21 protein-coding genes are annotated in these 24732 nt (G+C 64.0%); 14 read left to right on the plus strand and 7 right to left on the minus strand.

What is annotated here, in order from left to right; genetic code table 11:
- Positions 1–68: 68 nt before the first annotated feature.
- Positions 69–1358 (plus strand): PQQ-dependent sugar dehydrogenase, encoded by a 1290-nt coding sequence (locus DDE75_RS09760; protein WP_108502194.1) that lies wholly within the window; start codon positions 69–71, stop codon positions 1356–1358.
- Positions 1359–1379: 21 nt separating this feature from the next.
- Here the strand turns inward: DDE75_RS09760 and DDE75_RS09765 are convergent, their stop codons facing one another.
- Both DDE75_RS09765 and guaB read right to left on the minus strand, forming a co-directional pair.
- A complete protein-coding gene (locus tag DDE75_RS09765; RefSeq protein ID WP_108502195.1) occupies positions 1380–2621 on the minus strand; it encodes an Hsp70 family protein in 1242 nt (413 codons plus the stop codon).
- A 109-nt stretch (positions 2622–2730) separates the two neighbouring features.
- Entirely contained in the window at positions 2731–4179 is a 1449-nt protein-coding gene (gene guaB, locus DDE75_RS09770) for an IMP dehydrogenase (protein WP_108502196.1), read from the minus strand.
- A gap of 215 nt (positions 4180–4394) precedes the next feature.
- Here guaB and DDE75_RS09775 point away from each other — a divergent pair, with 215 nt between their 5' ends.
- The 8 genes from DDE75_RS09775 (at position 4395) to metH (ending at position 14172) form a co-directional block, all read left to right on the plus strand.
- The gene (locus DDE75_RS09775) at positions 4395–5546 is read left to right on the plus strand and encodes an OmpP1/FadL family transporter (RefSeq protein ID WP_108502197.1); all 1152 of its coding nucleotides are present in this window, start codon (positions 4395–4397) and stop codon (positions 5544–5546) included.
- Positions 5547–5674: 128 nt separating this feature from the next.
- The gene (locus DDE75_RS09780) at positions 5675–6538 is read left to right on the plus strand and encodes an ATPase (RefSeq protein WP_108502198.1); all 864 of its coding nucleotides are present in this window, start codon (positions 5675–5677) and stop codon (positions 6536–6538) included.
- Between the two features lies 1 nt (position 6539).
- On the plus strand, positions 6540–7466 hold the full coding sequence (locus DDE75_RS09785; protein ID WP_108502199.1) for a homoserine O-succinyltransferase: 927 nt from the start codon (positions 6540–6542) through the stop codon (positions 7464–7466).
- The gene (ppk2, locus tag DDE75_RS09790) at positions 7463–8347 is read left to right on the plus strand and encodes a polyphosphate kinase 2 (protein WP_108502200.1); all 885 of its coding nucleotides are present in this window, start codon (positions 7463–7465) and stop codon (positions 8345–8347) included. The genes DDE75_RS09785 and ppk2 overlap by 4 nt, the downstream gene beginning before the upstream one ends.
- 64 nt (positions 8348–8411) lie before the next feature.
- A complete protein-coding gene (locus DDE75_RS09795) occupies positions 8412–9155 on the plus strand; it encodes an SDR family oxidoreductase (protein ID WP_108502201.1) in 744 nt (247 codons plus the stop codon).
- 94 nt (positions 9156–9249) lie between these two features.
- Entirely contained in the window at positions 9250–10287 is a 1038-nt protein-coding gene (locus DDE75_RS09800; RefSeq protein WP_108502202.1) for an extracellular solute-binding protein, read from the plus strand.
- Between the two features lie 134 nt (positions 10288–10421).
- Positions 10422–11465 carry a homocysteine S-methyltransferase family protein gene (locus DDE75_RS09805; protein ID WP_211659328.1) on the plus strand — a complete coding sequence of 348 codons (1044 nt, stop codon included), beginning with the start codon at positions 10422–10424 and terminating at the stop codon, positions 11463–11465.
- Positions 11458–14172: a methionine synthase gene (gene metH, locus DDE75_RS09810; RefSeq protein ID WP_108502204.1), complete on the plus strand. Its 2715-nt coding sequence runs from the start codon at positions 11458–11460 to the stop codon at positions 14170–14172. The genes DDE75_RS09805 and metH overlap by 8 nt, the downstream gene beginning before the upstream one ends.
- A gap of 39 nt (positions 14173–14211) precedes the next feature.
- Here metH and betA read toward each other — a convergent pair whose 3' ends face one another.
- Genes betA through betI form a run of 3 tightly spaced genes read right to left on the minus strand, consistent with a single transcriptional unit; the run spans position 14212 to position 17871 of the window.
- On the minus strand, positions 14212–15876 hold the full coding sequence (gene betA, locus DDE75_RS09815) for a choline dehydrogenase (RefSeq protein WP_108502389.1): 1665 nt from the start codon (positions 15874–15876) through the stop codon (positions 14212–14214).
- On the minus strand, positions 15863–17302 hold the full coding sequence (gene betB / locus DDE75_RS09820) for a betaine-aldehyde dehydrogenase (protein ID WP_170310943.1): 1440 nt from the start codon (positions 17300–17302) through the stop codon (positions 15863–15865). Before betB ends, betA begins: the two co-directional genes overlap by 14 nt.
- A gap of 2 nt (positions 17303–17304) precedes the next feature.
- Complete coding sequence (gene betI / locus DDE75_RS09825; RefSeq protein WP_108502206.1) at positions 17305–17871, minus strand: transcriptional regulator BetI; 567 nt, start codon at positions 17869–17871, stop codon at positions 17305–17307.
- An 88-nt stretch (positions 17872–17959) separates the two neighbouring features.
- Here betI and DDE75_RS09830 point away from each other — a divergent pair, with 88 nt between their 5' ends.
- The 3 genes from DDE75_RS09830 (at position 17960) to choV (ending at position 20818) form a co-directional block, all read left to right on the plus strand.
- Complete coding sequence (locus DDE75_RS09830; protein WP_108502207.1) at positions 17960–18901, plus strand: choline ABC transporter substrate-binding protein; 942 nt, start codon at positions 17960–17962, stop codon at positions 18899–18901.
- Positions 18902–18962: 61 nt separating this feature from the next.
- The gene (gene choW, locus DDE75_RS09835) at positions 18963–19811 is read left to right on the plus strand and encodes a choline ABC transporter permease subunit (protein WP_108502208.1); all 849 of its coding nucleotides are present in this window, start codon (positions 18963–18965) and stop codon (positions 19809–19811) included.
- Positions 19808–20818: a choline ABC transporter ATP-binding protein gene (gene choV, locus DDE75_RS09840; RefSeq protein WP_108502209.1), complete on the plus strand. Its 1011-nt coding sequence runs from the start codon at positions 19808–19810 to the stop codon at positions 20816–20818. Before choW ends, choV begins: the two co-directional genes overlap by 4 nt.
- A 20-nt stretch (positions 20819–20838) precedes the next feature.
- Here the strand turns inward: choV and DDE75_RS09845 are convergent, their stop codons facing one another.
- Positions 20839–21708 (minus strand): ABC transporter permease, encoded by an 870-nt coding sequence (locus DDE75_RS09845; protein ID WP_108502210.1) that lies wholly within the window; start codon positions 21706–21708, stop codon positions 20839–20841.
- A gap of 122 nt (positions 21709–21830) precedes the next feature.
- Between DDE75_RS09845 and DDE75_RS09855 the strand changes: the two genes are divergently transcribed.
- Both DDE75_RS09855 and DDE75_RS09860 read left to right on the plus strand, forming a co-directional pair.
- Positions 21831–23231, plus strand: coding sequence for a KpsE/RkpR family capsule polysaccharide export protein (locus DDE75_RS09855; RefSeq protein WP_245894691.1), 1401 nt, complete (start codon positions 21831–21833; stop codon positions 23229–23231).
- Positions 23228–23896, plus strand: a complete 669-nt coding sequence (locus DDE75_RS09860; RefSeq protein ID WP_108502211.1) for an ABC transporter ATP-binding protein — start codon at positions 23228–23230, stop codon at positions 23894–23896. Before DDE75_RS09855 ends, DDE75_RS09860 begins: the two co-directional genes overlap by 4 nt.
- On the opposite strand, the gene DDE75_RS09865 is transcribed toward DDE75_RS09860, so the two are convergent.
- Positions 23893–24711: an alpha/beta fold hydrolase gene (locus tag DDE75_RS09865; protein ID WP_108502212.1), complete on the minus strand. Its 819-nt coding sequence runs from the start codon at positions 24709–24711 to the stop codon at positions 23893–23895. The two genes, DDE75_RS09860 and DDE75_RS09865, sit on opposite strands and share 4 nt — an antisense overlap.
- Positions 24712–24732: the final 21 nt, after the last annotated feature.

A 24732-nucleotide genomic window follows, 5' to 3' on the forward strand; every position in this document is an offset into this window, starting at 1 on the left:
GACGGTTGCGCCCTTGATGGTGCCCGTGCGGTCGCTAAGCTGCGCGAAATGCAAACTGGGGGAACAGCATGGAATTCATGGCACGCGCGACGGCCATCGTCGGCGGCACGATGGTCGCACTTCGCCGCTTCGGCGCGCCCAAGACGCAAGCGATGGGCCAGACGCCCCAGATCCCCGAGGCCCGCAAGCAGGGGATCATGACGCTGAAGATGCCCACCGCGCAGGGCTGGGCACCGGGGCATGTCCCCTCGGCTGCCGAGGGGCTGAAGGTCAACGCCTTCGCATCGGGCCTGGACCATCCCCGCTGGATCGAGGTGCTGCCGAACGGCGATGTGCTGGTGGCCGAATCCAAGGAGCAGGCAGGCCCCGCCAAGACGCTGTTCGACATGGCCGCGCAAGCCACGATGCGCCGCGCCCGCGCCATCGGCATCAGTGCCAACCGCATCAGCCTGTGGCGCGACGAGGACGGCGACGGCGTGGCCGAGGTCCGCAAGACCTTTGTCGAAAACCAGAACCAGCCCTTCGGCATGGCGCTGGTGGGCGACACCTTCTATGTCGGCAATACCGATGGGATCGTGGCCTTCCCCTATCAGGAGGGCGACACCAGCCTGAAAGGTCCGGGGCGCAAGCTGGTCGATTTCAAGCCCTCGGGGCATTGGACGCGCAGCCTGCTGGTCTCGCCCGACGGGACGCGTATCTATGCGGGCGTCGGCTCGCTCAGCAATATCGGCGACAAGGGGATGGAGGCCGAGGAAGGCCGCGCCGCCATCTGGGAATTGGACGTGGCCACCGAAGAGGCACGCATCTTCGCCTCGGGCCTGCGCAATGCCGTTGGCATGGCGTGGGAGCCTGTGACGGGCGCCTTGTGGACCGTGGTCAACGAACGCGACGGGCTGGGGGATGAGACGCCACCGGATTACCTGACCTCGGTTCAGCGGGATGGCTTCTATGGCTGGCCCTATTGCTATTGGGGGCAGACGGTCGACGACCGGGTGCCGCAGGATGCCGCCAAGGTCGCATCCGCGATCACGCCCGATTACGCGCTTGGCGGGCATACGGCCTCGCTCGGCCTCTGCTGGATGCCCGAGGGCACCCTGCCCGGCTTCCCCGACGGCATGGTCATCGGCCAGCACGGGTCGTGGAACCGTTCGACCCTCAGCGGCTACAAGCTGATCTTCGTGCCGTTCAAGGATGGCAAGCCCTGCGGTGCGCCGCGCGACATCCTGTGGGGCTTTTTGTCCGATGACGAAAAGCTGGCCTATGGCCGCCCGGTCGGGGTCGCCATCGGTCCCGATGGCAAGTCGCTGCTGATGGCCGATGACGTCGGCGACATCATCTGGCGCGTGACGGCTGCGTAAATACCCCGCCGCGGGCCGCGATCAATCGCGGTTCGCGGCAATCGCCAGACCGTCGGCCACGGCGGTGAAGACCTCGGAGAAACTGTGGCGGGCATCGGGGAAGATCGCCTTCATCTGGTCCGAGACCATGGTCATCAGGCTGGACCCGCCGACATAGATCACCTGCCCCACCTGATCGGCCCGCAACCCCGCCATCTGCAGCGTCACCTGCGCGCCTTCTGACAGCTGTTCGCCGTGCCGCGCCAGGCTGTCGGCCATGCCCTGCGCGGTCAGGGGCGCCGACAAGCCGCGCTGGATCGCGTCCAGCATGATGCGCGGATCGTCCTGCAACCCGTTGGCTGCGATCTTGCCGCGTTCGGTGGCGAAGGCCAGCTCGTGGCCCAGCTCATCCTCCAGCACGGTGGCAAGGCGGGCCAGCTTTTCGGGCTCCTGCGCCAGACGCACCATCTCGGCGACCATGCGCGTGTTCTGGGGTGTATAGACGAAGGCGATTTTTTCCCATGTCGCTAGATCGTTATAGATCGCGTTCGGCGTGGGCGAGGTCCCCGTTCCCATCACCTTGCGCAGCTCGGTCCCCTTTCCCAGCAGCGGCATTACCCAATCGATGTTGATGGCGCGGTCGAAATCCGTCCCGCCGATGCGCACACCGTGATTGGCCAGGATCCGCACCCCGTCCAGTCCCGTTCGGAACAGCGAGAAATCCGAGGTACCGCCCCCCACGTCGACGATCAGCCCCACGTCGCCCGTCCGCTCCAGCGCACCGCTGGCAATAGCGGCGGCCTGAGGTTCGGGCATGAAGTCGACCTCGGTGAAACCGGCGGCCAGATAGCAGGCGCGCAGATCGGCCTCGGCCTGAGCCTCGCGCGGGTCGTCCTGGCCGTGAAAGACCACGGGGCGGCCCGAGAGGACGCGGTCGAAGGTCAGGCCGGTCTCGGCCTCGGCGCGCGTCTTGATCTGGTTCAGAAAGCGGGCGATGATGTCGACGAAGGTCACGCGCTCATGCAGGATCTGGCGCTTTTCGTGCATCAGGCTGGTGCCGAGGACGCGCTTCAAGGCGCGCATGAAGCGGCCTTCGACCCCATCCAGCAGCGCCTGGTTGGCGGGCTCGCCGATCAGCGTGCGGCGGTTTTCCTGATCGAAGAAGAAGGTGGTCGGCATGGTCGTCTGACCGGGCGCCATCGGGATCATCCGCGGCTTGCCGTTCACCAGATAGGCCGCAGCCGAATTCGAGGTGCCGAAATCTATGCCGATCGCCTGTGCCATGACCACGCCCTGTCTGTGAAGGAAGGGGGGCTTTAGGCAGGGTACCTTTGGTTGTCAAGCAAGGGTCCCGGATGCCCGACGTCAGGGCATCCGGGGAAAGTCGAAGGGATCAGCCCGCGCGATAGTTGGGCGATTCCCGCGTGATTTGCACGTCGTGGACGTGGCTTTCCTTCAGGCCTGCGCCGGTGATGCGGACGAATTCGCAACCCTTGCGCATCTCGGCCACGGTGGCGCAGCCGGTATAGCCCATGGCCGCGCGCAGTCCGCCGACCAGCTGATGGATGACGGTACCCGCCGGACCCTTGTAGGGGACCTGACCCTCGATGCCTTCGGGGACCAGCTTGTCGGATGCCGCGTCCTTCTGGAAATAGCGGTCGGCCGATCCGCGCGCCATGGCGCCAAGGCTGCCCATGCCGCGATAGGATTTGAAGCTGCGGCCCTGATACAGGATCACCTCTCCGGGGCTTTCGTCGGTGCCCGCGATGGCGCTGCCGACCATGGCGCAGCTGGCGCCCGCCGCAATCGCCTTGGCGAAATCGCCCGAGAACTTGATGCCGCCATCCGCGATGATCGGAATGTCGCCAGCAGCCGCCGCGGTATCCATGATCGCCGTCAGCTGCGGCACGCCCACGCCCGCAACGATGCGGGTGGTGCAGATGCTGCCCGGCCCGATGCCGACCTTGATCGCATCCGCACCCGCGCCGATCAGCGCGCGGACGGCCTCGGCGGTGGCGACGTTGCCCGCGACGATCTGCACGTCCCCGGCCACGGCCTTCAGGCGTTCGACGGCGCGCGCGACCCCTGCGGAATGGCCATGTGCGGTGTCGATCACGACCATGTCGACGCCCGCCTCGATCAGCGCCATGCTGCGTTCGAAGCCTTCGTCGCCGACTGTCGATGCAGCGGCCACGCGCAGACGGCCCATGTCGTCCTTGCAGGCCAGCGGGTTCAGCACGGCTTTTTCGGTGTCCTTCAGCGTCAGCAAGCCGGTCAGCTTGCCTTCACCATCGGTGATCAGCAGCTTTTCGATGCGGCGCGACTTCATCAGGTTGATCGCCTCGGCGCGGTCGGCGGGTTCGCGCAGGATGGCAAGGTTCTGATCGCTCATCATGGCGCGGACGGGGGTGCGGGCGTCATTGGCGAAACGCATGTCGCGGTTCGTCACGATGCCCAGCACACGGCCCTGTTCGTCCACCACCGGGAAACCGGTGACGTTGTAGCGGTCCTGGAACGCCTTTGCGTCGGCCAGCGTCTGGTCGGGCGTCAGGGTGATCGGGTTGTAGACGATGCCGGATTCGAACCGCTTGACGCGGCTGACCTCGGCGGCCTGCTGTTCGGTGGTCAGGTTGCGATGGATCACGCCCATGCCGCCCGATTGCGCCATGGCGATGGCCATCCGCCCCTCGGTGACCGTATCCATGGCCGAGGACAGAAGCGGGATGTTCATCCGGATGGACTTGGTGACATTCGTGGTCACGTCAGCGGTCGACGGCATCACCGTCGAGGCGGCCGGAACCAGAAGAACGTCGTCGAATGTGAGAGCCTCACGAATCTGCATGGGGGTGTCCTTGCGGCAATTTCGTTTGGCAGTTTCCACTTTCACGGGCAGCCTGCTTTGTCCAGCCCGAAGACGCATCAATCTGCGTTGCCGAACTGCCACCGTCGCGAACCAAGCGCTGACGCCTACGTCACGTCAGTTGATCGCGCTAATTGATTCGTAACCATCGTGTCGTAAGGTCGAATCGGGACAAGGTGCCCTCAAGGGAGGAATGAATGAAAATCGCGTCATCGGGAATCGCAATTCTGATGCTCAGTGCATCCCAACTGGCCGCAGGCGGCATCGAACGTGCACCGCAATCGCTGAACGCGCTGTTCGAAGAGGGGAACTATGCCGAACTCAGCTTCGGCGGCGTCGACCCCACGGTCGAGGGCACCGATATAGCCGGCTTCGATACCGGCGACGTGGCGCAGGGCTACGGCTTTACCGGACTGGCCTACAAGCATCAGTTCACGCCGGAATTCTCGGGGGCGATCATCATCGAGCAGCCCTTCGGTGCAGACATCCTCTATCCGTCGGCGACGGATGGCGGTTCGCCCGTGTTGGGAGGCACGATGGCGAAGGTCGACAGCACCACCTTCACGGCACTCGGCCGCTACAAGATGCCGAACAACTTCTCGGTCCATGGCGGTATCCGCGGATCGCGCGCCGATGGCCATGTGACGCTGAACGGTTTGGCCTATGGCCCCGTGGCGGGCTATGACGTCGATCTGGACAGCGACACCGGCATCGGTTGGGTCGCAGGTGCGGCCTGGGAAAAGCCCGAGATCGCGGCGCGGGTATCGCTGACCTACAACTCGGAAGTCGAACATGAATTTGCCACGACCGAGACCGGTCCGCTGATCGATCCCGATGGCCCCGGCCCGATCCCGGCAGTTCCGCTGCTGAACGGAACCTCGACCACCACCGTCAACACGCCCGAAAGCTGGAACCTGGAATTCCAGACCGGCGTCGCCGCCGACACCCTGGTCTTCGGGTCGATCCGTTGGGTCAACTGGAGCGAGTTCCGCGTCGATCCCGTGAATTTCGTGACCGTCACCGGCGGTGGCCTGGTCGATCTGGAAGACACCACCACCTATACCTTGGGCGTGGGACGCAAGTTCACGGAGAACTGGTCGGGCTCGGCCTCATTCACCTATGAGAAGGGTGGCGACGATCTGGTTTCCCCGCTGGCACCGACGAACGGTCGCAAGGGCATCACCCTGGCCGCGATCTATACCCAGGGGCCGATGAAGATCTCGACCGGGATCAACTATACCAAGCTGGGTGACGCGATGCCCGAAACCGGCACGCCGGACACCGCACGCGCCAGCATGGAAGGCAACCACGCATGGGGTGCGGGCGTCCGCATCGGCTACAGCTTCTGAAGCCCGTGACATGACGCGAACGGCCCCCTCCGCTCGGACGGGGCCGTTTTTCATCTGCCACCGCGTGGGGTCTTTTCCTTCGGCCATGCGCGGTTTAGCTAGGGTCCGGCGCAGACAAGGGACCACGCATGATCTATCGCAGTGCAGAGGCTTGGCGGACGGCCGCATCGAAACGGATCGTGCTGTTCGGGATGTCGGGGCTGGGCAAGACCTATCTGGCTTCGATGCTGCGCGAGACGGACGACTGGTTCCACTATTCCGTCGATTACCGCATCGGCACCCGCTACATGGGCGAATATATCGCCGACAACTTCAAGCGCGAGGCGATGAAGGTCCCCTTCCTGCGCGAATTGCTGATGTCGGACAGCGTCCATATCTCCAGCAACATCACCTTCGACAACCTGGCGCCGCTGTCCACCTATCTGGGCAAGCCCGGCAGCCCAAGCCGTGGCGGCCTGCCGTTCGAAGATTACTGCCGCCGCCAGAACCAGCACCGCCGGGCCGAGATCGCATCCCTGCTGGATACGCGCCATTTCCTGGATCGCGCGCAGGACATCTATGGCACGCCGCATTTCATCTGCGACACCGGCGGCTCGATCTGCGAGGTGGTGGACCCCGAGGATCCGCAGGACCCGGTGATGAACGCCTTGGCGCGTGATTTCCTGATGGTCTGGATCAAGGGCAGCGACGCCCATACCGCCGAACTGGTGCGCCGCTTCGACCGTGCGCCCAAGCCGATGTATTACCAGCCGCAATTTCTGGAAAAGGCCTGGATCGCCTATCGCGTCGAAAAGGGCCTCGAGGAGGAGCAGGTCAATCCCGACGACTTCATCCGCTGGACCTATGCCCGCGCTCTGGCCCACCGCCAGCCGCGATACGAGGCCATGGCCAAACGCGGTGTCACCATACTGGCCGAGGAGGTCGCGCAGATCCGCACCCCTCGGGATTTCGACGATCTGATCGCCAAGGCCATTTCGCGCAAGGACGCCTGACATGCCCATCACCCTGAACGAGAATCTTCCCGCCTATCGCATCCTGTCCAAGGAAGGCGTGATGGTGATGTCTCCGGGGCGGGCCGCGACGCAGGACATCCGACCCCTGCGCATCGGGCTGTTGAACCTGATGCCCAAGAAGATCCAGACCGAAAACCAGTTCGCCCGCGTCATCGGCGCGACGCCCCTGCAGATCGACTTCCAGCTGATCCGCATGTCCGACCACGAAAGCCGCAACACCGCCGCCGACCACATGGAGAGCTTCTATCGCCCCTTCCGCGAGGTCGAGGCCACGGGCGAGAAGTTCGACGGGCTGATCATCACCGGCGCCCCGATCGAGCATCTGCCCTTCGAAGAGGTCACCTATTGGGACGAACTGACCCGCGTCTTCGAATGGACTCGGACGCATGTGCATTCCACCTTCGGCGTCTGCTGGGGCGGCATGGCGATGGCCTGGCATTTCCACGGGCTGCCCAAGCATATCCTGGACCGGAAGGCCTTCGGCTGTTTCGCGCATCAGAACCTCGAACCTTCGTCGCATTACCTTCGCGGTTTCGCCGACGAGGTGCTGGTTCCCGTCAGCCGCTGGACCGAGGTGCGGCAGGAAGACGTCGATGCCCGCCCCGATCTGACCACCCTGCTGGCCAGCCCCGAGGTCGGCCCCTGCCTGCTGTCGGATGCCAAGCGGCGCGGGCTCTATGTCTTCAACCACTTCGAATACGACAGCACGACGCTGAAGGACGAGTTCGACCGCGACGTGCAGGCCGGCAAGCCCGTCACGCTCCCCTCGAATTACTTCCCGCAGGACGACCCGTCGCGGGTGCCGCTGAACCGCTGGCGCAGCCACGCGCATCTGCTCTACGGTAACTGGATCAACGAGATCTATCAGACGACCATGTACGACATGGCCCGCATCGGAGAGGGATGACCATGACCGCACCGGACCTGCCCTATGTCGGCCAGATCACCGACTATCTTGAGAACAAGGCACCCAAGTCCATCCGCAAGCAGATTGCCGAAGCGGACAAGAACGACATCATGGACAAGGATTTCCCCTATCGCGACATGATGGACAAGGACGACTACAACGACCAGATGGAGCAGTTGCAGTTGCAACTGATCCGGATGAAGTACGATGCCATCGCCACAGGCAAGCGCATCGTCGTCTTGTTCGAGGGGCGCGATGCCGCAGGCAAGGGCGGCACCATCGAACGCGTGCGCGAGAACCTGAACCCGCGATCGTCCTATGTCGTGGCCCTGCCGAAGCCGACCGAGCGTGAGGCTGGCCAATGGTATTTCCAGCGCTATGTCGACCATCTGCCGGCGGCGGGCGAATTGGCGCTGTTCGACCGCAGCTGGTACAACCGCGGCGTGGTGGAACGGGTCTTCGGCTTTTCCGACGACCAGCAACGCAACGCCTTCTTCCGCCAGCTGCCCAGCTTCGAACAGATGCTGGTCGATGACGGGGTAATCCTGGTCAAGCTGTGGCTGAACGTCGGCCGGGCCGAGCAGCTGCGCCGTTTCCTTGATCGCGAGAAGGACCCGCTGAAACAATGGAAGCTGAGCGGGATCGACGTTCAGGGCCTTGCGAAATGGGACAATTATACCGCCGCCATCCGCGACACGCTGAACCTGTCGCATTCCCCCATCGCGCCCTGGACGGTCATCCGGTCCGACGACAAGAAACGGGCGCGGGTGGCCGCGATCCAGACGATCCTGCATGCGGTGGATTACGTGGGCAAGGACCTTGATGCGATCGGCGCGGTCGATCCGCTGATCGCGGGCGGGCCGGACCTGCTGCGCGACTGATCCTCTTGGCCTTTGGCGGGGGCCATGCCAGAACCCCTGCGAGGGGATCATCTGGGAGGATATCATGAACCTGTCAAACAGCCGCGCCATCGTGACCGGCGGCGCATCCGGCCTTGGCGCCGCCACCGCCGCGCATTTCCGCAAGATGGGCGCGCAGGTCACCGTGCTGGATCTGGACCACGCGGGCGAAGCTACGGCCACCGCCATCGGGGCGGGCTTTGCCCAAGCCGATGTGACCGATGAGGCAAGCGTCGCCGCCGCGCTGGACCATGCGGTCGGCCTGATGGGCGGCATCGACATCTGCGTGAACTGTGCGGGCATCGCCACGGGTGAAAAGACCCTTGGCCGCGACGGTCCGCATCGCCTCTCCAGCTTTCGCCGCACCATCGAGATCAACCTGATCGGTAGCTTCAACGTCCTGCGGCTGGCCGCCGAACGCATGGTCCTGAACGACCGAACCGACAACGGGGTGATCGTGAACACCGCCTCGATCGCGGCCTTCGACGGGCAGAAAGGTCAGGCGGCCTATGCGGCCTCGAAGGCGGGGATCGCGGGCATGACCCTGCCCTTGGCGCGCGATCTGGCGGGCCAGCGCATCCGCGTCTGCGCCATCGCGCCCGGCATCTTCGGCACGCCGATGCTGAAGGGTCTGCCCCAGGACGTGCAGGACAGCCTGGCCGCCGAGGTGACCTTCCCCAAGCGCCTCGGCGATCCCGAAGAATACGCCCGCATGGCCGCCTTCATCGTCGAAAGCGATTATCTGAACGGCGAGGTGATCCGGCTGGACGGCGCATTGCGCATGCGCTGACCATCAAGTCCCCCGCCTTGCGCGAAACGCTTGCGCGGGCGGGGGGCGGCGGCTAGCGTTCACGCAGAACAGTTGAACCGAAAGGCCAGTTTTCATGCGCTTGCTGACCACCACCATCCTGGCCGCGGCGGCCCTGCCCGCCTATGCCGCCGACAGCCAGTTCACCGTCTTTGACTGGGCCGGGTTCGAGGAACCCTCGATCTTCCAAGGCTATATCGACAAGCACGGCGACAGCCCGACCTTCGCCTTCTACGGCGACGACGACGAGGCGTTTCAGAAGGTCGCATCCGGCTTTCGCGCCGATGTGGTCCACCCCTGCAGCCAGATGGTCAGCAAGTATCGCGACGCCGGCCTGATCGAGCCATGGGACACCGCCAAGATCCCGAACTTCGACAAGATCGACGAACGCTTCCTCGATTCCGAGGTGTTCCGCGACGATCAGGGCGTCTGGTTCATCCCGACCGATTGGGGCGCCACCGCCATCGCCTATAACAGCGAAACGGTCCCGGCCGAGGATGTCTCGACGCTCGAGGTCTTCACCAATCCCAAATATCAGGGCCGCACCTCGCTGCCCGACAGCTCGGACGATGTCTGGGCGCTGGCATATCTGGCGACGGGCACGACCGACTGGACCGATGTGACGGACGAACAGTTCGCCGCCGCCGCCGACTGGCTGCGCAAGGCGCATCAGAACGTCGCCGCCTATTGGGCCGATCCGTCCGAACAGGCGCAGCTGATGGCATCGGGCGCGGTCGATGTGGCCTGGTCGTGGAACGATGGCGTCGTCTATCTGCAGGAGGACGACTATCCGGTGGGCTTCCAGCGCGAGGCGAAGGAGGGGTCGTCGACCTTCTTCTGCGGCTTCGTGAACGTCAAGGACGGTCCGGGCGACGAGGAACGTGCCTATGACTTCATCAACGCCTGGCTGGAGCCTTCGGCTGGCAAGGCGCTGCTGGATACCATCGGCTATGGCCATACCTCGACCGAGGCGATGGAGACCATCAAGGACGAACCTGCCGTGGCCGAGGGCCTGGCCGAGGTCGACGTCCCCGTCCTGGCCCAGACCCCGAACGACCCCGAACAGCGCCAGAAGCAGCTGGCCGAGTTCGAGAAGATCAAGGCCGGTTTCTGATCGACCGCATCCGGCAGCGGGTTCGCCCGCTGCCGGATGAACTTGAGCCGATTTCATCATCTTATAGAAAACTATGAATTTGCCGCCATGCCGCCGGGGGTCTATAGAACAGACTTCTGATGAAAGGCGCGATCATGTCCGGCAAGCTTCCCCAATCCGATGCCTTCGCGGTCCTGAATAAGGCCGCCTCCGAACGCATCCTGATCATGGATGGCGCGATGGGCACCCAGATCCAGTCCCTTGGGCTGGCCGAGGATGATTATACCGGCCGCGGATCGGGTCATGTCTGTCGTCACCATTCGGACCACCCCCAGCAGGGCAACAACGACCTGCTGATCCTGACCCAGCCCGAGGCGGTCGAGGAGATCCACTTCAATTACGCCATGGCCGGTGCCGACATCGTCGAGACGAACACCTTTTCCGCCACCACCATCGCGCAGGCCGATTACGGCCTGCAGGAGGCCGTCCACGACCTGAACGTGGAAGGCGCCCGCGTCGTCCGCCGTGCGCTGGACCGGGCGACCGCCATCGACGGACGCCCGCGTTTCGTGGCGGGCGCGATCGGGCCGACGAACCGCACGGCCTCGATCAGTCCGGACGTGAACGACCCCGGCTATCGCGCCGTAACCTTCGACGACCTGCGCGTCGCCTATCTGCAGCAGGTGCGCGGCTTGATCGCGGGCGGGTCCGACATCCTGCTGATCGAGACGATCTTTGACACCCTCAACGCCAAGGCCGCCATCTTTGCCTGCATCCAAGCAATGGAGGAGCATGGCCGCGCCCTGCCCCTGATGATCTCGGGGACGATCACCGATGCCTCGGGGCGCACGCTGTCGGGCCAGACGCCGACCGCCTTCTGGCACTCGGTCCGCCATGCACGGCCCTGGACCGTGGGGCTGAACTGTGCGCTAGGCGCGAACGCCATGCGTCCGCACTTGGCCGAACTCTCGGGCGTGGCGGACACGCTGATCTGCGCCTATCCCAATGCGGGTCTGCCGAACGCCTTCGGGCAATATGACGAAGACCCCGACGACATGGCCCCCCAGATCGCCGATTTCGCCCGCGAGGGGCTGGTCAACGTCGTCGGTGGCTGCTGCGGCACGACCCCCGACCATATCCGCGCCATCGCCGAGACCGTCGCCGGTTTCGCCCCCAGAAAGGTGCCCGCCTATGTCTGATCGCATGCTTCGCCTGTCCGGCCTGGAACCCTTCGTCCTGACCCCCGACATTCCCTTCGTGAACGTGGGCGAGCGGACGAACGTCACGGGCAGCGCGCGTTTCCGCAAGCTGATCAAGAACCGCGACTATGCCACCGCCTTGGAGGTCGCGCGCGATCAGGTCGAGAACGGCGCCCAGATCATCGACATCAACATGGACGAAGGCTTGATCGATTCAAAAGCCGCCATGGTCGAATACCTGAACCTGCTGGCCGCCGAACCCGACATCGCCCGCGTGCCGGTCATGATCGACAGCTCCAAATGGGAGGTGATCGAGGCGGGCCTGCAATGCGTCCAAGGCAAGCCGGTCGTCAACTCGATCAGCATGAAAGAGGGCGAGGATCAGTTCCGCCACCAGGCGCGCCTGTGCCTGGCCTATGGCGCGGCCGTCGTGGTCATGGCCTTCGACGAACAGGGCCAGGCCGATACCGCGGCGCGCAAGATCCAGATCTGCGAGCGTGCCTATCGCATCCTGGTCGATGAGGTCGGCTTCCCCCCCGAGGACATCATCTTCGACCCGAACGTCTTTGCCGTCGCCACGGGCATCGAGGAGCACAACAACTACGGCGTCGATTTCATCGAAGCCACCCGCTGGATCCGCCAGAACCTGCCGCATGCGCATGTCTCGGGCGGCGTGTCGAACCTGTCCTTCAGCTTCCGCGGCAACGAACCCGTGCGCGAGGCGATGCACGCCGTTTTCCTCTATCACGCCATTCAGGCGGGCATGGACATGGGCATCGTCAATGCGGGCCAGCTGGCGGTCTATGACCAGATCGACCCGGACCTGCGCGAGGCCTGCGAGGATGTCGTCCTGAACCGCCGCGACGATGCCACCGACCGTTTGCTGGAGGTCGCGGAACGCTATCGCGGCGAAGCCGGGGCAAAAGGCCGCGAAAAGGATCTGAGCTGGCGCGAATGGTCCATCGAAAAGCGTCTGGAACACGCGCTGGTCAATGGCATCACCGAATATGTCGAGGCCGATACCGAAGAGGCCCGCCAACAGGCCGAACGCCCGCTGCATGTCATCGAAGGGCCGCTGATGGCGGGCATGAACGTCGTGGGCGATCTATTCGGCGCGGGCAAGATGTTCCTGCCGCAGGTGGTCAAATCGGCCCGCGTGATGAAGCAGGCCGTCGCCGTCCTTTTGCCCTATATGGAGGAGGAAAAGCGGTTGAACGGCGGGAAAGAACGCCAGTCGGCGGGCAAGGTGCTGATGGCTACCGTCAAGGGCGACGTCCATGACATCGGCAAGAACATCGTCGGCGTCGTTCTGGCCTGCAACAACTACGAGGTGATCGACCTTGGCGTCATGGTCCCCGCCCAGAAGATCCTTGAGGTGGCCAAGGCCGAGAATGTCGATGTCATCGGCCTGTCGGGGCTGATCACGCCCTCCTTGGACGAAATGGTTCATGTCGCCAGCGAAATGCAGCGCGAGGGCTTCAATGTGCCGCTGCTGATCGGGGGGGCCACGACCTCGAAGATCCATACGGCGGTGAAGGTCGCGCCGCGCTATGTCGCGGGACAGGCGGTCTATGTCACCGATGCCAGCCGCGCAGTGGGCGTGGTGTCCGAGCTTCTCAGCCCCGAACGCAAGGATGCCTATGTCGAAGCGATCAGGGACGAATATACCCAGGTGGCCGAAAAGCATGAACGGGCCGAGGCCGCCAAAAGCCGCCTGCCCCTGGCCACCGCCCGCGCCAATGCGCTGCAGATCGACTGGTCGGCCTATCAGCCCGTCGCGCCGCAGTTCACCGGCACGCGCATCATCGATGACTGGGATCTGGCTGAAATCGCCCGCTATATCGACTGGACCCCCTTCTTCCAGACGTGGGAGCTGAAGGGCGTCTATCCCCGCATTCTCGAGGATGAGAAGCAGGGCGAGGCAGCGCGGACTCTGTTCGCCGAGGCACAAGAGATGCTGGCAAAGATCATCGACGGCAAATGGTTCAAGCCGCGCGCCGTGGTGGGCTTCTGGCCCGCCAACGCCGTGGGCGATGATATCCGCCTGTTCACCGGCGATGACCGCCAGCAGGAACTGGCCACGCTGCACACGCTGCGCCAGCAGGTGACCAAGCGCAACGGTCGCCCGAATGTCGCCCTGTCGGATTTCGTGGCCCCCACGGGGGCCGATCATGTCGGCGGTTTCGTCGTGACCGCCGGCCCCGAGGAATCCGCGATCGCCGCCGACTACGAAAAGGCGGGCGACGATTACTCCTCGATCATGGTCAAGGCGCTGGCCGACCGCATCGCCGAGGCGATGGCCGAGATGCTGCATGAACGCGTGCGCAAGGAGTACTGGGGATACGGCGCGGATGAGACCTTTGAACCCGAGGACCTGATCGCCGAGCCTTACGCAGGCATCCGCCCGGCACCCGGCTATCCCGCGCAGCCTGACCACACGGAAAAGCTGACGCTTTTCAAGCTTCTGGATGCGGAATCTGCAACGGGGGTCACCCTGACCGAAAGCATGGCGATGTGGCCGGGGTCTTCGGTCTCGGGGCTCTATATCGCCCATCCCGACAGCTATTACTTCGGCGTCGCCAAGATCGAGGAAGACCAGGCCCGCGACTATGCCGCCCGCAAGGGCATGTCGCTGGAAGAGGTCGAGCGTTGGCTGGCCCCCGTCCTGAACTATACCAAGCGCAAGGCCGCCGCCGACGCGGCATGAAAAAACCCGCGTCCCTTTCGGGGCGCGGGTCCTTTCGCATCAGGCGCGAAGCTGGTCCGGGTCTTCGCGCATCATCGTCCGACCCAGGATATGATCGGCGGCCTTTTCGCCGGTCATGATCGACGGCCCGTTCAGGTTGCCGTTGGTGATCCGCGGGAAGATCGAGCTGTCGACGACGCGCAGCCCTTCGACCCCGATCACGCGCAGCTCGGGATCGACCACCGACATCTTGTCGTCGGCCGCACCCATCTTGCAGGAACCGCAGGGGTGATAGGCCGATTCCGCGTGTTCGCGGATGAAGTCGTCGATCTGCTGATCGGTCTGGACATCATCGCCGGGCTGGATCTCATCGCCGCGGAATTCCGCGAAGGCGGGCTGGTCGAAGATCTTGCGCGTGTGGCGGACACAGGCGCGGAACTCCTCCCAATCGCCGTCCTGGGACATGTAGTTGAAGTGGATCTTGGGCGCGACGGTCGGATCGCCGCTGGCCAGCCGGATCGTCCCGCGCGAGGCCGAACGCATCGGCCCGACATGCGCCTGAAAGCCGTGACCCGACGCAGCCGCCTTGCCGTCATAGCGCACGGCCAAGGGCAGGAAGTGATACTGGATGTCGGGGTAGTCCTTCGTCTCATCGGACTTGATGAACCCGCAGCTTTCGAACTGGTTCGAGGCGCCCAGACCGGTCTTCTGAAGCAGCCATTCGACACCGACGCGACCTTTGCCCAGCAAGTTGTAGTAGGTATAGAGCGTGATCGGTTTCAGCGATTTATACTGCATATAGACCTCGAGGTGGTCCTGCAGGTTCTCACCCACGCCCGGCCGATCGACCAGCGGCGTGATGCCATGTTCGCGCAGGTGCTCCGCCGGACCGATGCCCGACACCATCAGCAGCTTTGGCGAATTGATCGAGCTGGCCGAGATGATGACCTCGCGCTTGGCCTCGACCTGCGTGATCTGGCCTTTCTGTTCCAGTTCAACGCCATAGGCACGCTTTCCTTCAAAGAGGACACGGCGCGCCAGACCCCGAACGACCGTCAGAAGGCCGGTCTTTTTGGCGGGGCGCAGATAGGCGTTGGCCGTGGACCAGCGGCGGCCTTTCCAGATGGTGGCCTCCATCGGGCCGAAACCCTCTTGCTGTTCGCCGTTGTAATCGTCGGTGCGCGGCCATCCCGCCTGTTCACCGGCCTTGATGAAGGTGTTGAACAGCGGGTTCTTGCGCTTGCCGCGCGACACATGCATCGGGCCGCTGTCACCGCGCCAAGGCGAGGTCTGATCACCGGTGGGATCGCCGTGCCACGTCTCCATCCGTTTGAAATAGGGCAGCACGTCGGCATAGTTCCACCCGGTCGCGCCGCTGTCTTCCCAATGCTGGTAATCCAGCGGGTTGCCCCGCACGAAGACCATCCCGTTGATCGAGGACGACCCGCCCAGCACCTTGCCGCGCGGGGTGGCCAGGCGACGCCCGCCCAAATGTTCCTCGGGTTCGGAGGAAAAGCCCCAGTCATAGCGCGCCATGTTCATCGGATAGGACAGCGCGCCCGGCATCTGGATGAAGGGACCGATATCGCTGCCGCCGTATTCGATCAGCGTGACGGTCCGTCCGGCCTCGGTCAGGCGATAGGCCAGCGCGCAACCCGCACTGCCGGCCCCGATGATGACGTAATCCGCGGGCGCTGCCGCATTCGTGTTCTCAGTACGGGGCATCGACGCCTCCCATTCCGACATAGACCGATTTCAGCTGCGAGTAATGCTCGATCGCAGCGGCGGAGTTCTCGCGTCCCAGACCCGAGTTCTTGACACCGCCGAAGGGCATCTCGACCGGGGTCAGGTTGTAGGTGTTGATCCAGCAGGTGCCTGCCTCTAGGCCTGCGACGACGCGATGGGCGCGGGTCAGGTCCTGCGTGAAGACCCCTGCCGCCAGACCGAAGCCGGTGCCATTGGCGCGGCGTACGGCCTCCTCCTCGTCGAAGAAGGACAGGGTCGTCATCACTGGACCGAAAATCTCGTCCGTGGCGATGGTCATGTCGTCGGTCGCATCGGCAAAGACGGTGGGCGGGATGAAGGCACCTTCGCCCGGGCCGCCGCAGACCAGACGCGCACCGGCGGCCTGACCCGAGGCGATAGCCTCGCGGATCTTGGCAGCCTGCGTCGGATTGATGATCGGGCCGTGGTTGGTGTCGGGATCCAGCGGGTCGCCCATCTTGATGGCCTTCACACGCTCCGCCAGGCGCTCAAGGAACGGACCCTTGATGCCTTCCTGCAGGAAGACGCGCGTGCCGTTCGAACAGATCTGACCCGAGCTGTAGAAATTCGCCAGGATCGCCGCACTGACCGCATCTTCCAGGTTCGCGTCATCAAAGACGATCAGGGGCGACTTGCCACCCAGCTCCATCGTCACATGGCGCATGCCTTCGGCTGCGGCGGTATAGACCTTGCGGCCCGTCGGCACCGAACCCGTCAGCGAGACCTTTTCAACGTTGGGGTCCGTCACCAGCGCGGCACCGACCTCGCCGCGGCCCTGCACGACGTTGAAGACGCCAGCGGGCATGCCGGCCTCGATGAAGATTTCCGCCAGTTTCAAGGCACCTAGCGGCGTTTCCTCGGAAGGTTTGAAGACCATGGTGTTGCCCATGATCAGCGCCGGCGCGGCCTTCCAGCAGGCAATCTGGCTGGGATAGTTCCAAGCGCCGATGCCCGCGCAGACGCCAAGCGCCTCGCGGCGGGTATAGGCCCAATCGGCGCCAAGCGGGATGTACTGGCCGGTCAGCGTCGCCGCCAGACCCGCGAAATATTCCAGCGCAGCAGCACCCGAAGGCCAATCCGCGACCTCGGTTTCCTGGATCGGCTTGCCGGTGTCCAGCGTCTCGAGGCGGGCCAGCTCGTCGTTGCGCTCCATGATGATGGCGGCGGCGCGGCCAAGGATGCGGCCACGCTCGACGGGGGCCATGGCGGCCCATGCGGGCTGCGCCTCCTTGGCTGCGCGGCAGGCTTCGGCCACCTGATCGGTGGTCGCCTCGTGCAGCGTCGCGATGGTCTCGCCGGTATAGGCGTAATGGACGGGCAGTTCCTTGCCCTGTCCCTCGACATGCTTGCCGTTGATGAACAGGCTGGCGGTCGGTTGGGCGTTCAGGCTCATGCTAGCGCCTCCTCAAGATAAGACATGATGGTGTTTTCGGCATCGGTCGCATCGGTCGGCCCCGGGGTCAGGACCGCGCGCAGATAGACGCCGTCGATCAGCGCACCCAAGGTATCGGCGGTGCGTTCGGGATGGTCGGTCAGACCCCGCAGCGCCACGATCAGGTTCGACCGCAGCCGCTTGTGATAGACACGCAGCAGGCGACCCGCATCCTTGTTGACGAAGGAAAGTGCGTAAAAGTTAAGCCACGCACTGACCGTTTCGCGCTGGAAGTTCTGGGGCGCGAAACTGGCCTTGACGATCCCGTCAAGCCGCCCGCGCGACCCGCGACCCGGCAGGACGTCACGAACCGATTGCCCGTAAGTCCTTAGGATGTAACGCATTGCAGCCAGGAATATCTTCTCCTTGGACCCGAAGTAGTGATGGGCAAGGGCGGGCGACATGCCAGCGCGGCGGGCGATCTGCGCCACCGTCACATCCAGCGATCCGGCCATTCCCACCTCGAAAATGGCGGCGTTGATCAACGCGGCTTTTCGGATAGGCTCGGCACCAAGTTTTGGCATGACTGCACCTGCGTTCGGAAGAAATCTGTTGCTTTACATGCCCTGTGTAACTTTAATTGACTAACCAATCAAGAACAGGGAGCCTAAAATGACCCTCACCCGCTTCATCGCGACCCTTGCCGTCGGGGCCTCGATCGCAGGATCGGCCACCGCGGCAGAGCCTGAATCATGCAGCAAGGTCGTCTTTTCGGACGTCGGCTGGTCGGACATCACGGCGACCACCGCCCTGACCAGCACGGTTCTGCAGGCATTGGGCTATGAGACCGAAACCCGCATCCTGTCGGTGCCGGTCACCTATACCGCCATGGCCACCGACGACGTCGACGTCTTCCTTGGCAACTGGATGCCCACGATGGAGGCCGACATCGCCCCCTATCGCGACGAAGGCACCGTCGACACGGTCCGCACCAACCTGACCGGTGCGAAATACACCCTTGCCACCAACAAGGCGGGTGCCGATCTGGGCATCGACGACTTCAGCAAGATCGCCGAGCACAAGGACGCGCTGGACGGCAAGATCTATGGCATCGAACCCGGCAACGACGGCAACCGCCTGCTGCTGGAGATGGTGGCCGGCGACCAATTCGGGATGGGCACCTTTGAGGTCGTGGAATCCAGCGAACAGGGCATGCTTGCGCAGGTCCAGCGCGCCAGCAACAGCGGCGATCCGGTCGTCTTCCTTGGCTGGGAACCCCATCCGATGAACGCGCAGTTCGAGATGACCTATCTGACCGGCGGCGATGACATCTTCGGTCCCGACCTTGGCGGCGCCGAGGTGCGGACCAACACCCGCGCCGGCTATGTCGAGGAATGCCCGAACGTCGGCAAGTTGCTGCAGAACCTGGAATTCACCCTGGCCATGGAAAACGAGGTCATGGGCAAGATCCTGAACGACGGCGAAGACCCGATGGATGCCGCCAAGGAGTGGTTGCAGGCAAACCCCGAAGCTGCGACGCCCTGGCTGGCCGATGTCACCACGCTGGACGGCAACGACCCTCAGGCAGCCCTGAGCGCCGCGCTGGAAGGCTGACGACAGGGCGCGGATCCGTCCCGGGTCCGCGCCACCACGACCGACATCCAAGGGGACCAGAATGGAACAGCTGACCGATTGGGTCACGGAGAACAAGATCCCGGTGGGAAAAACCGCCAAGACGATATTCGACTGGTTGAACGCCAATGCCTCGGGGGTGTTCAACACGATTTCCGACGTGATGGACTGGCTGATCGACGCTATCCTGACCGCACTCGAAGCCCCTCATCCCTTTCTTTTCATCGCCATCGTCGTTGCCCTGACCTGGGGGTTGCAGCGCCGTGTCTCGACCTGCGTGCTGGTGGCCGTGGGGCTGCTCTTCGTGCTGAACCAGGGTTACTGGGAAGAGACGTTGCAATCGCTGACGCTGGTGCTGTCGGCCTGTATCGTCTGCATGGCGATCGGCGTGCCCATCGGCATCGCCGCCGCGCATCGCCCACGGCTCTATGCCTGGATGCGCCCTGTGCTGGACCTGATGCAGACGCTGCCGACCTTCGTCTACCTGATCCCGGCCATCGTCTTCTTCGGCATCGGCATGGTGCCGGGGTTGCTGGCGACGGTGATCTTCGTTCTGCCCGCGCCGATCCGCCTGACGCAGCTGGGCATCGCATCGACGCCCACCGCCCTGACCGAGGCCGCGACCGCCTTCGGCGCCACCCCGCGCCAACTGCTGTGGAAGGTCGAGCTTCCAAGCGCCCTGCCCCAGATCATGGCGGGGCTGAACCAGACCATCATGCTGTCGCTGTCGATGGTCGTGATCGCCGCGCTGGTCGGCGCGTCGGGTCTGGGCGTGCCTGTCGTGCGCGCGCTGAACAGCGTGAACACCGCGCTTGGCTTCGAATCGGGCATCGTCATCGTGGTCGTCGCCATCCTTCTGGACCGCATCCTGCGCATGGAGGGCCGCAAATGACCCGCAACGCCGTCGAATTCGACAAGGTCTGCATCGTCTTCGGCGATGCCCCCGAAACCGCCCTTCCCCTGATGGACGAAGGTCTGGAGCGTGGTGCCATCAAGGATGAAACCGGCCAGGTGCTGGGTGTCCACGACTGCACGCTGGATGTGGCCGAGGGCGAGATCTTGGTCCTGATGGGCCTTTCCGGCTCGGGCAAGTCCACGCTGCTGCGGGGCGTGAATGCCCTGAACAACGTCTGCCGGGGCGATGTGCGCATCCGGCAGGGCGACCAGATGGTCAGCGTCACCGGCGCAGGCAAACGGGCGCTGCGCGACATCCGCCTGCGCAACGTGGCGATGGTCTTTCAGCAGTTCGGCCTGCTGCCATGGCGCAGCGTGCGCGAAAATGTCGGCCTGGGGCTGGAGCTTGCGGGCCTCTCGGCCTCGGAACGGCGCCGCCGGGTGGATGAACAGCTGAAGACCGTGGGCCTTGACGAATGGGCCGAACGGCGTGTCGGCGACCTGTCGGGCGGCATGCAGCAGCGCGTGGGCCTGGCCCGCGCCTTTGCGACCGAGGCCCCGATCCTGCTGATGGACGAACCCTTCAGTGCATTGGACCCGCTGATCCGCGCCCGGCTGCAGGATGAACTGCTGGAACTGCAGGCCAAGACCAAGCGCACCATCATCTTCGTCAGCCACGACCTGGACGAGGCCTTCAAGCTGGGCAACCGCATCGCCCTGATGGAGGGCGGTCGCATCGTCCAGATCGGCACCGCGCGCCAGATCATCGCCAACCCGGTGAACGATTACGTGGCCGATTTCGTCGCCCACATGAACCCCTTGGGCGTTCTGACCGCCGAGGATGTGGCCGAGGAAGGCGATGCCGAGGGCGAACCCGTGCCCCGCGACATGCCCGTCAAGATGGTCATGGACCGCCTGTCCGAGGATTCGGCGGTTCCAGTGGCTGGCGGCGGGCGCATCACCCGCAAGGCCGTTCTGGCGCGGTTGATCGACCCGCGCGGCTGAACGATGGGGCTGCTGGCCGATCAGCTGTTCTGCAGATCCCGGTGATAGCGGATCAGCAGCATCAGCCCGAAGGCCATCAGCCCCAAGCTGAGCCCGAAGACATAGAGATGGCTGACGTATTCCCCGGCATAGCTGGGATAGAAGGATCGCCGCATCTGCCCCACGACATGCACCAGGGGGTTCCACCACAGCCAGCCCTGATAAGGTTGCGGGATCGTATCGAACATGAAGAAGATGCATGAAAGAAGGAACAGGGGCCTCATCAGGATGCTCCATAGTGGCTGCCACCAAGTGAACGCCTCGAACATGAAGCAGTTCATGACGCCGATGGAACTGGCGAAGGTAATCGCCATCACCATCCCAAGCGCGATACCCAGCACCTGCGGATCGGTCCGCGTATCGAGCAGCGTATAGATGCCCGTGAAGACGATGGTCGACACCATGATATGGGTGACCGTGTTGAAGGCCATCCGCGCCAACAGCGCATCCATGAAGGTCACCGCCGGATAGGCCAGCAGCGACTTGGAATAGCGCACCGATCCCGCCACCTTCCCCGACACGTCCAGATAGCACATGAAGGGCACGACCCCGGTCGCATAGAAGATGGCGAAGTTCGTGCCGATGGGCGGCGTCCTGAATCCGACCGAGAAGATCAGCGTCAGCAGGATGATCCCGCCCACCGGTTCGGCAATCGCCCAGAAATACCCCCCCGAGGCGCGGCCGTGGCTGGTCTGCATCTCGCGCAGGATCAGGGCGCCGATGGCGCGCAGGCTGGCATAGCTGCGGTGCTGGCGGACCTCGCGCAGGGTCCGGGCCGTCCGGGGCCGCGCGGCCTGTGGCAAGGGTGCGTGGCCGCGATCGGGGCTGCTGTCTTGGAACGTGTCTTGCATGGATGCGCGCCCGTGGCGCCTTTCGCTGATCACCGCCCCGACATGGGATCAGTGCTGGAACTGTTCAAAAGGCTTATGTATGAGAGCCGGGAAGAGTTCAACATGACAGGCGGGGTAAGCGCATGTCCGCCCAGGACGACAAACCCGGAACCAACACGCCGGAACAGACCCCCAAAACCGATGCTGGCAATCCCGATGCACCGGCAAAGGCTGCAGCCCGGCCGGGCGGCCCGAACCGTCCCGGCAAGGCTGGTCCCGCCAAAGGACCGGGCGCCAAGATGGGTGGCGGACGCATGGGGCCGGGCAATGGCGGTGCTGGCGGCCCCGGTCGTCGCGGCAACGCGGGCGGTCCGGGCAATGCCCAGATGCAGCAGCGCATTCAGGCGGCGCTTGATCAGCCCGTCATGCCGCCTGCCAGCCCTGCCGCCTTCGAGAAGCGTCATTTCGGGCTGGCCATCAGCTTCGTGCTGCTGGTCATTCTTCCGACGTTCCTAGCAGGGTTCTATCTTTATACCCGGGCGGCGGATCAATATGCCTCCTATGTGGGGTTCTCGGTGCGCAGCGAAACGGCCTCCAGCCCGACAGATGTGCTGGGGGGCTTGGGCTCGCTTGCGGGGATCAGCTCCAGCTCGACCTCGGATACCGACATCCTCTACAAGTTCATCCAGAGCCGCGATCTGGTCGAACGCGTCAACACTCGGCTGGATCTGCAGGAGATCTGGTCGAAGGCCCCCAATGACCCGATCTTCAGCTATCGCGGCAGCGACGCGCTGGAGGATCTGGCCGACGAATGGGAACGCAAGGTCCGCATTTATTACGACAATGGCATGATCGACCTGCGCATCCTGGCATTCGAAGCCCAGGACGCGCAGGACATCGCCACCGCGATTCTGGATGAAGGTGGCACGCTGATCAACGAGCTGAACGACATCGCCCGCGAGGATGCGCTTCGCTATGCCCGCACCGAATTGGAACGGGCGCAGGAACGGTTGAAGACGGCGCGTCAGAAGGTAACCGAGTTCCGCAACCAGTATCAGCTGGTCGATCCGACCGCCGATGTCCAAAGCCAGATCGGGGTCGTCACCTCGCTGCAGCAGCAGCTGGCCGAACAACTGGTTTCGCTTGGGATGCTGCAATCGAATGCGCAACCGAACGATCCGCGGATCAGCCAGACCGATCTGCGCATCAAGGTCATCCGCGAACAGATCGATGCCGAACGCCAGAAGTTCAGCTCGGACAGCGAGGATGTGGCGCTGAGCGATGTCGTGGGCCAATACGAGACCTTGGCCGTCGACCGTCAGTTCGCCGAAACCAGCTATACCGCGGCACTGGCCTCTTACGAATCCGCCCGCGCCGAGGCCGTCCGCCAGTCGCGCTACATCGCCTCCTACATCCGCCCGACGCTGGCACAGGAGGCCGAGTTCCCGCAACGCGGTCAGCTGCTGGCGATCATCGCGGGCTTCCTGGCCGTGGCATGGGTGATCGGGGCACTTGTCTTCTACAGCCTGCGCGACCGTCGATGATCCACCTGCAGAACATCTGCAAGACCTACACGCTGAACGGTCGCCGCAAGGTTGTCGCCGACAATATCACGGCGACCTTTCCTTCGGGAGTTTCCGTGGCCCTGCTGGGGCGTAACGGCGCGGGCAAGTCGTCGCTTCTGCGGATGATCTCGGGGGCCATGCTGCCCAGCAGCGGCAAGATCCTCTCGACCGGCACGATCAGCTGGCCGGTCGGGTTCGCGGGTTCCTTCAACGGAGAACTAACGGGCGAGCAGAACTGCCGCTTCGTCGCGCGGGTCTATGGCGTCGACACCCGCGAGCTGCTGGCTTTCGTCGAGGATTTCGCGGAACTGGGCGATCACTTCCATCTGCCGATCCGCAGCTATTCATCCGGCATGAAATCCCGGTTGGCCTTTGGCCTGTCAATGGCGGTGCCTTTCGACACCTATCTGGTGGATGAGGTCTCGGCCGTGGGCGATGCTGCCTTCAAGGCCAAGTCCAACCGTGTCTTCAACGAACGCATGTCGCGGTCGGGTGCCGTGGTCGTAGCCCATTCGATGGGCATGCTGCGCCAGATCTGCCATGCGGGTGCGGTTCTGGAAGGTGGAAAGCTGACCTTCTTTCCCGACCTTGAAGATGCGATCGCGCTGCACATGGAAAACATGCAGCGCGGCCAGCAGGCTTAGGCCAGAAACGCCTTCAGGTCGTTCAGAAGACGATCCGCATGGGTCGCGGTCAGGCCGTGGGGCGCGCCTTCGTACTCGATCAGCTTGGCAGAAGGGACCATCTTGGCGACCCGATGTGCCGTGGCCTCGATCGGGACGGTCTTGTCGCCCGTGCCATGGATGACCAGCGTTGGCACGGTGATGCTGTCCATGTCGGCGGTGAAATCGGTCGTGCCGAAGGCGGTGACGCAATCCAGCGTCGCCTTGGGGCTGGCCATCAACGCCATGCCCTGCGCCCAGTCAAGTTGCGCATCACTGACGCCGCCCTCGGGCGTGCCTTGGCCAAAGAAGTCCCTGAAGAAATCGGCCAGAAAGCCCGGACGATCGTCGCGTAGCCCTTGGCGCATCTGTTCGAACAGATCGGCGGGGGCACCGTTCGGATTGTCCTCGGACTTCAGCATCCCCGGCGCGACCGAGGACACGAAGACCACCTTGGACACGCCCTGCCCCTTGTGCCGCGACATATAGCGCGCGACCTCTCCGCCCCCCATCGAGAAACCGGCGATGGTCGCGTCATTCAGATCCAGCGCCTTGATGACGGCAGCCAGATCGTCGGACATGGTGTCGTAATCGTAACCCGCGAAGGGCTGACCCGACCGGCCGAAGCCGCGGCGGTCATAGCTGATGACGCGGTATCCCGCCTCGGCCAGACCAAGGGCCTGGGTCTCCCAGCTGTCGGCATTCAGGGGCCAGCCGTGGATCAGGACGACGGGCGCACCCTGCCCCCAATCCTTGACATAAAGTTCGGTGCCGTCGTTTGCGGTGATCATCGGCATGGGGTCGTCCCTTTCATCAAA

This window comes from Paracoccus indicus, assembly GCF_003056335.1.
Taxonomy (GTDB): Bacteria; Pseudomonadota; Alphaproteobacteria; order Rhodobacterales; family Rhodobacteraceae; genus Paracoccus; species Paracoccus indicus.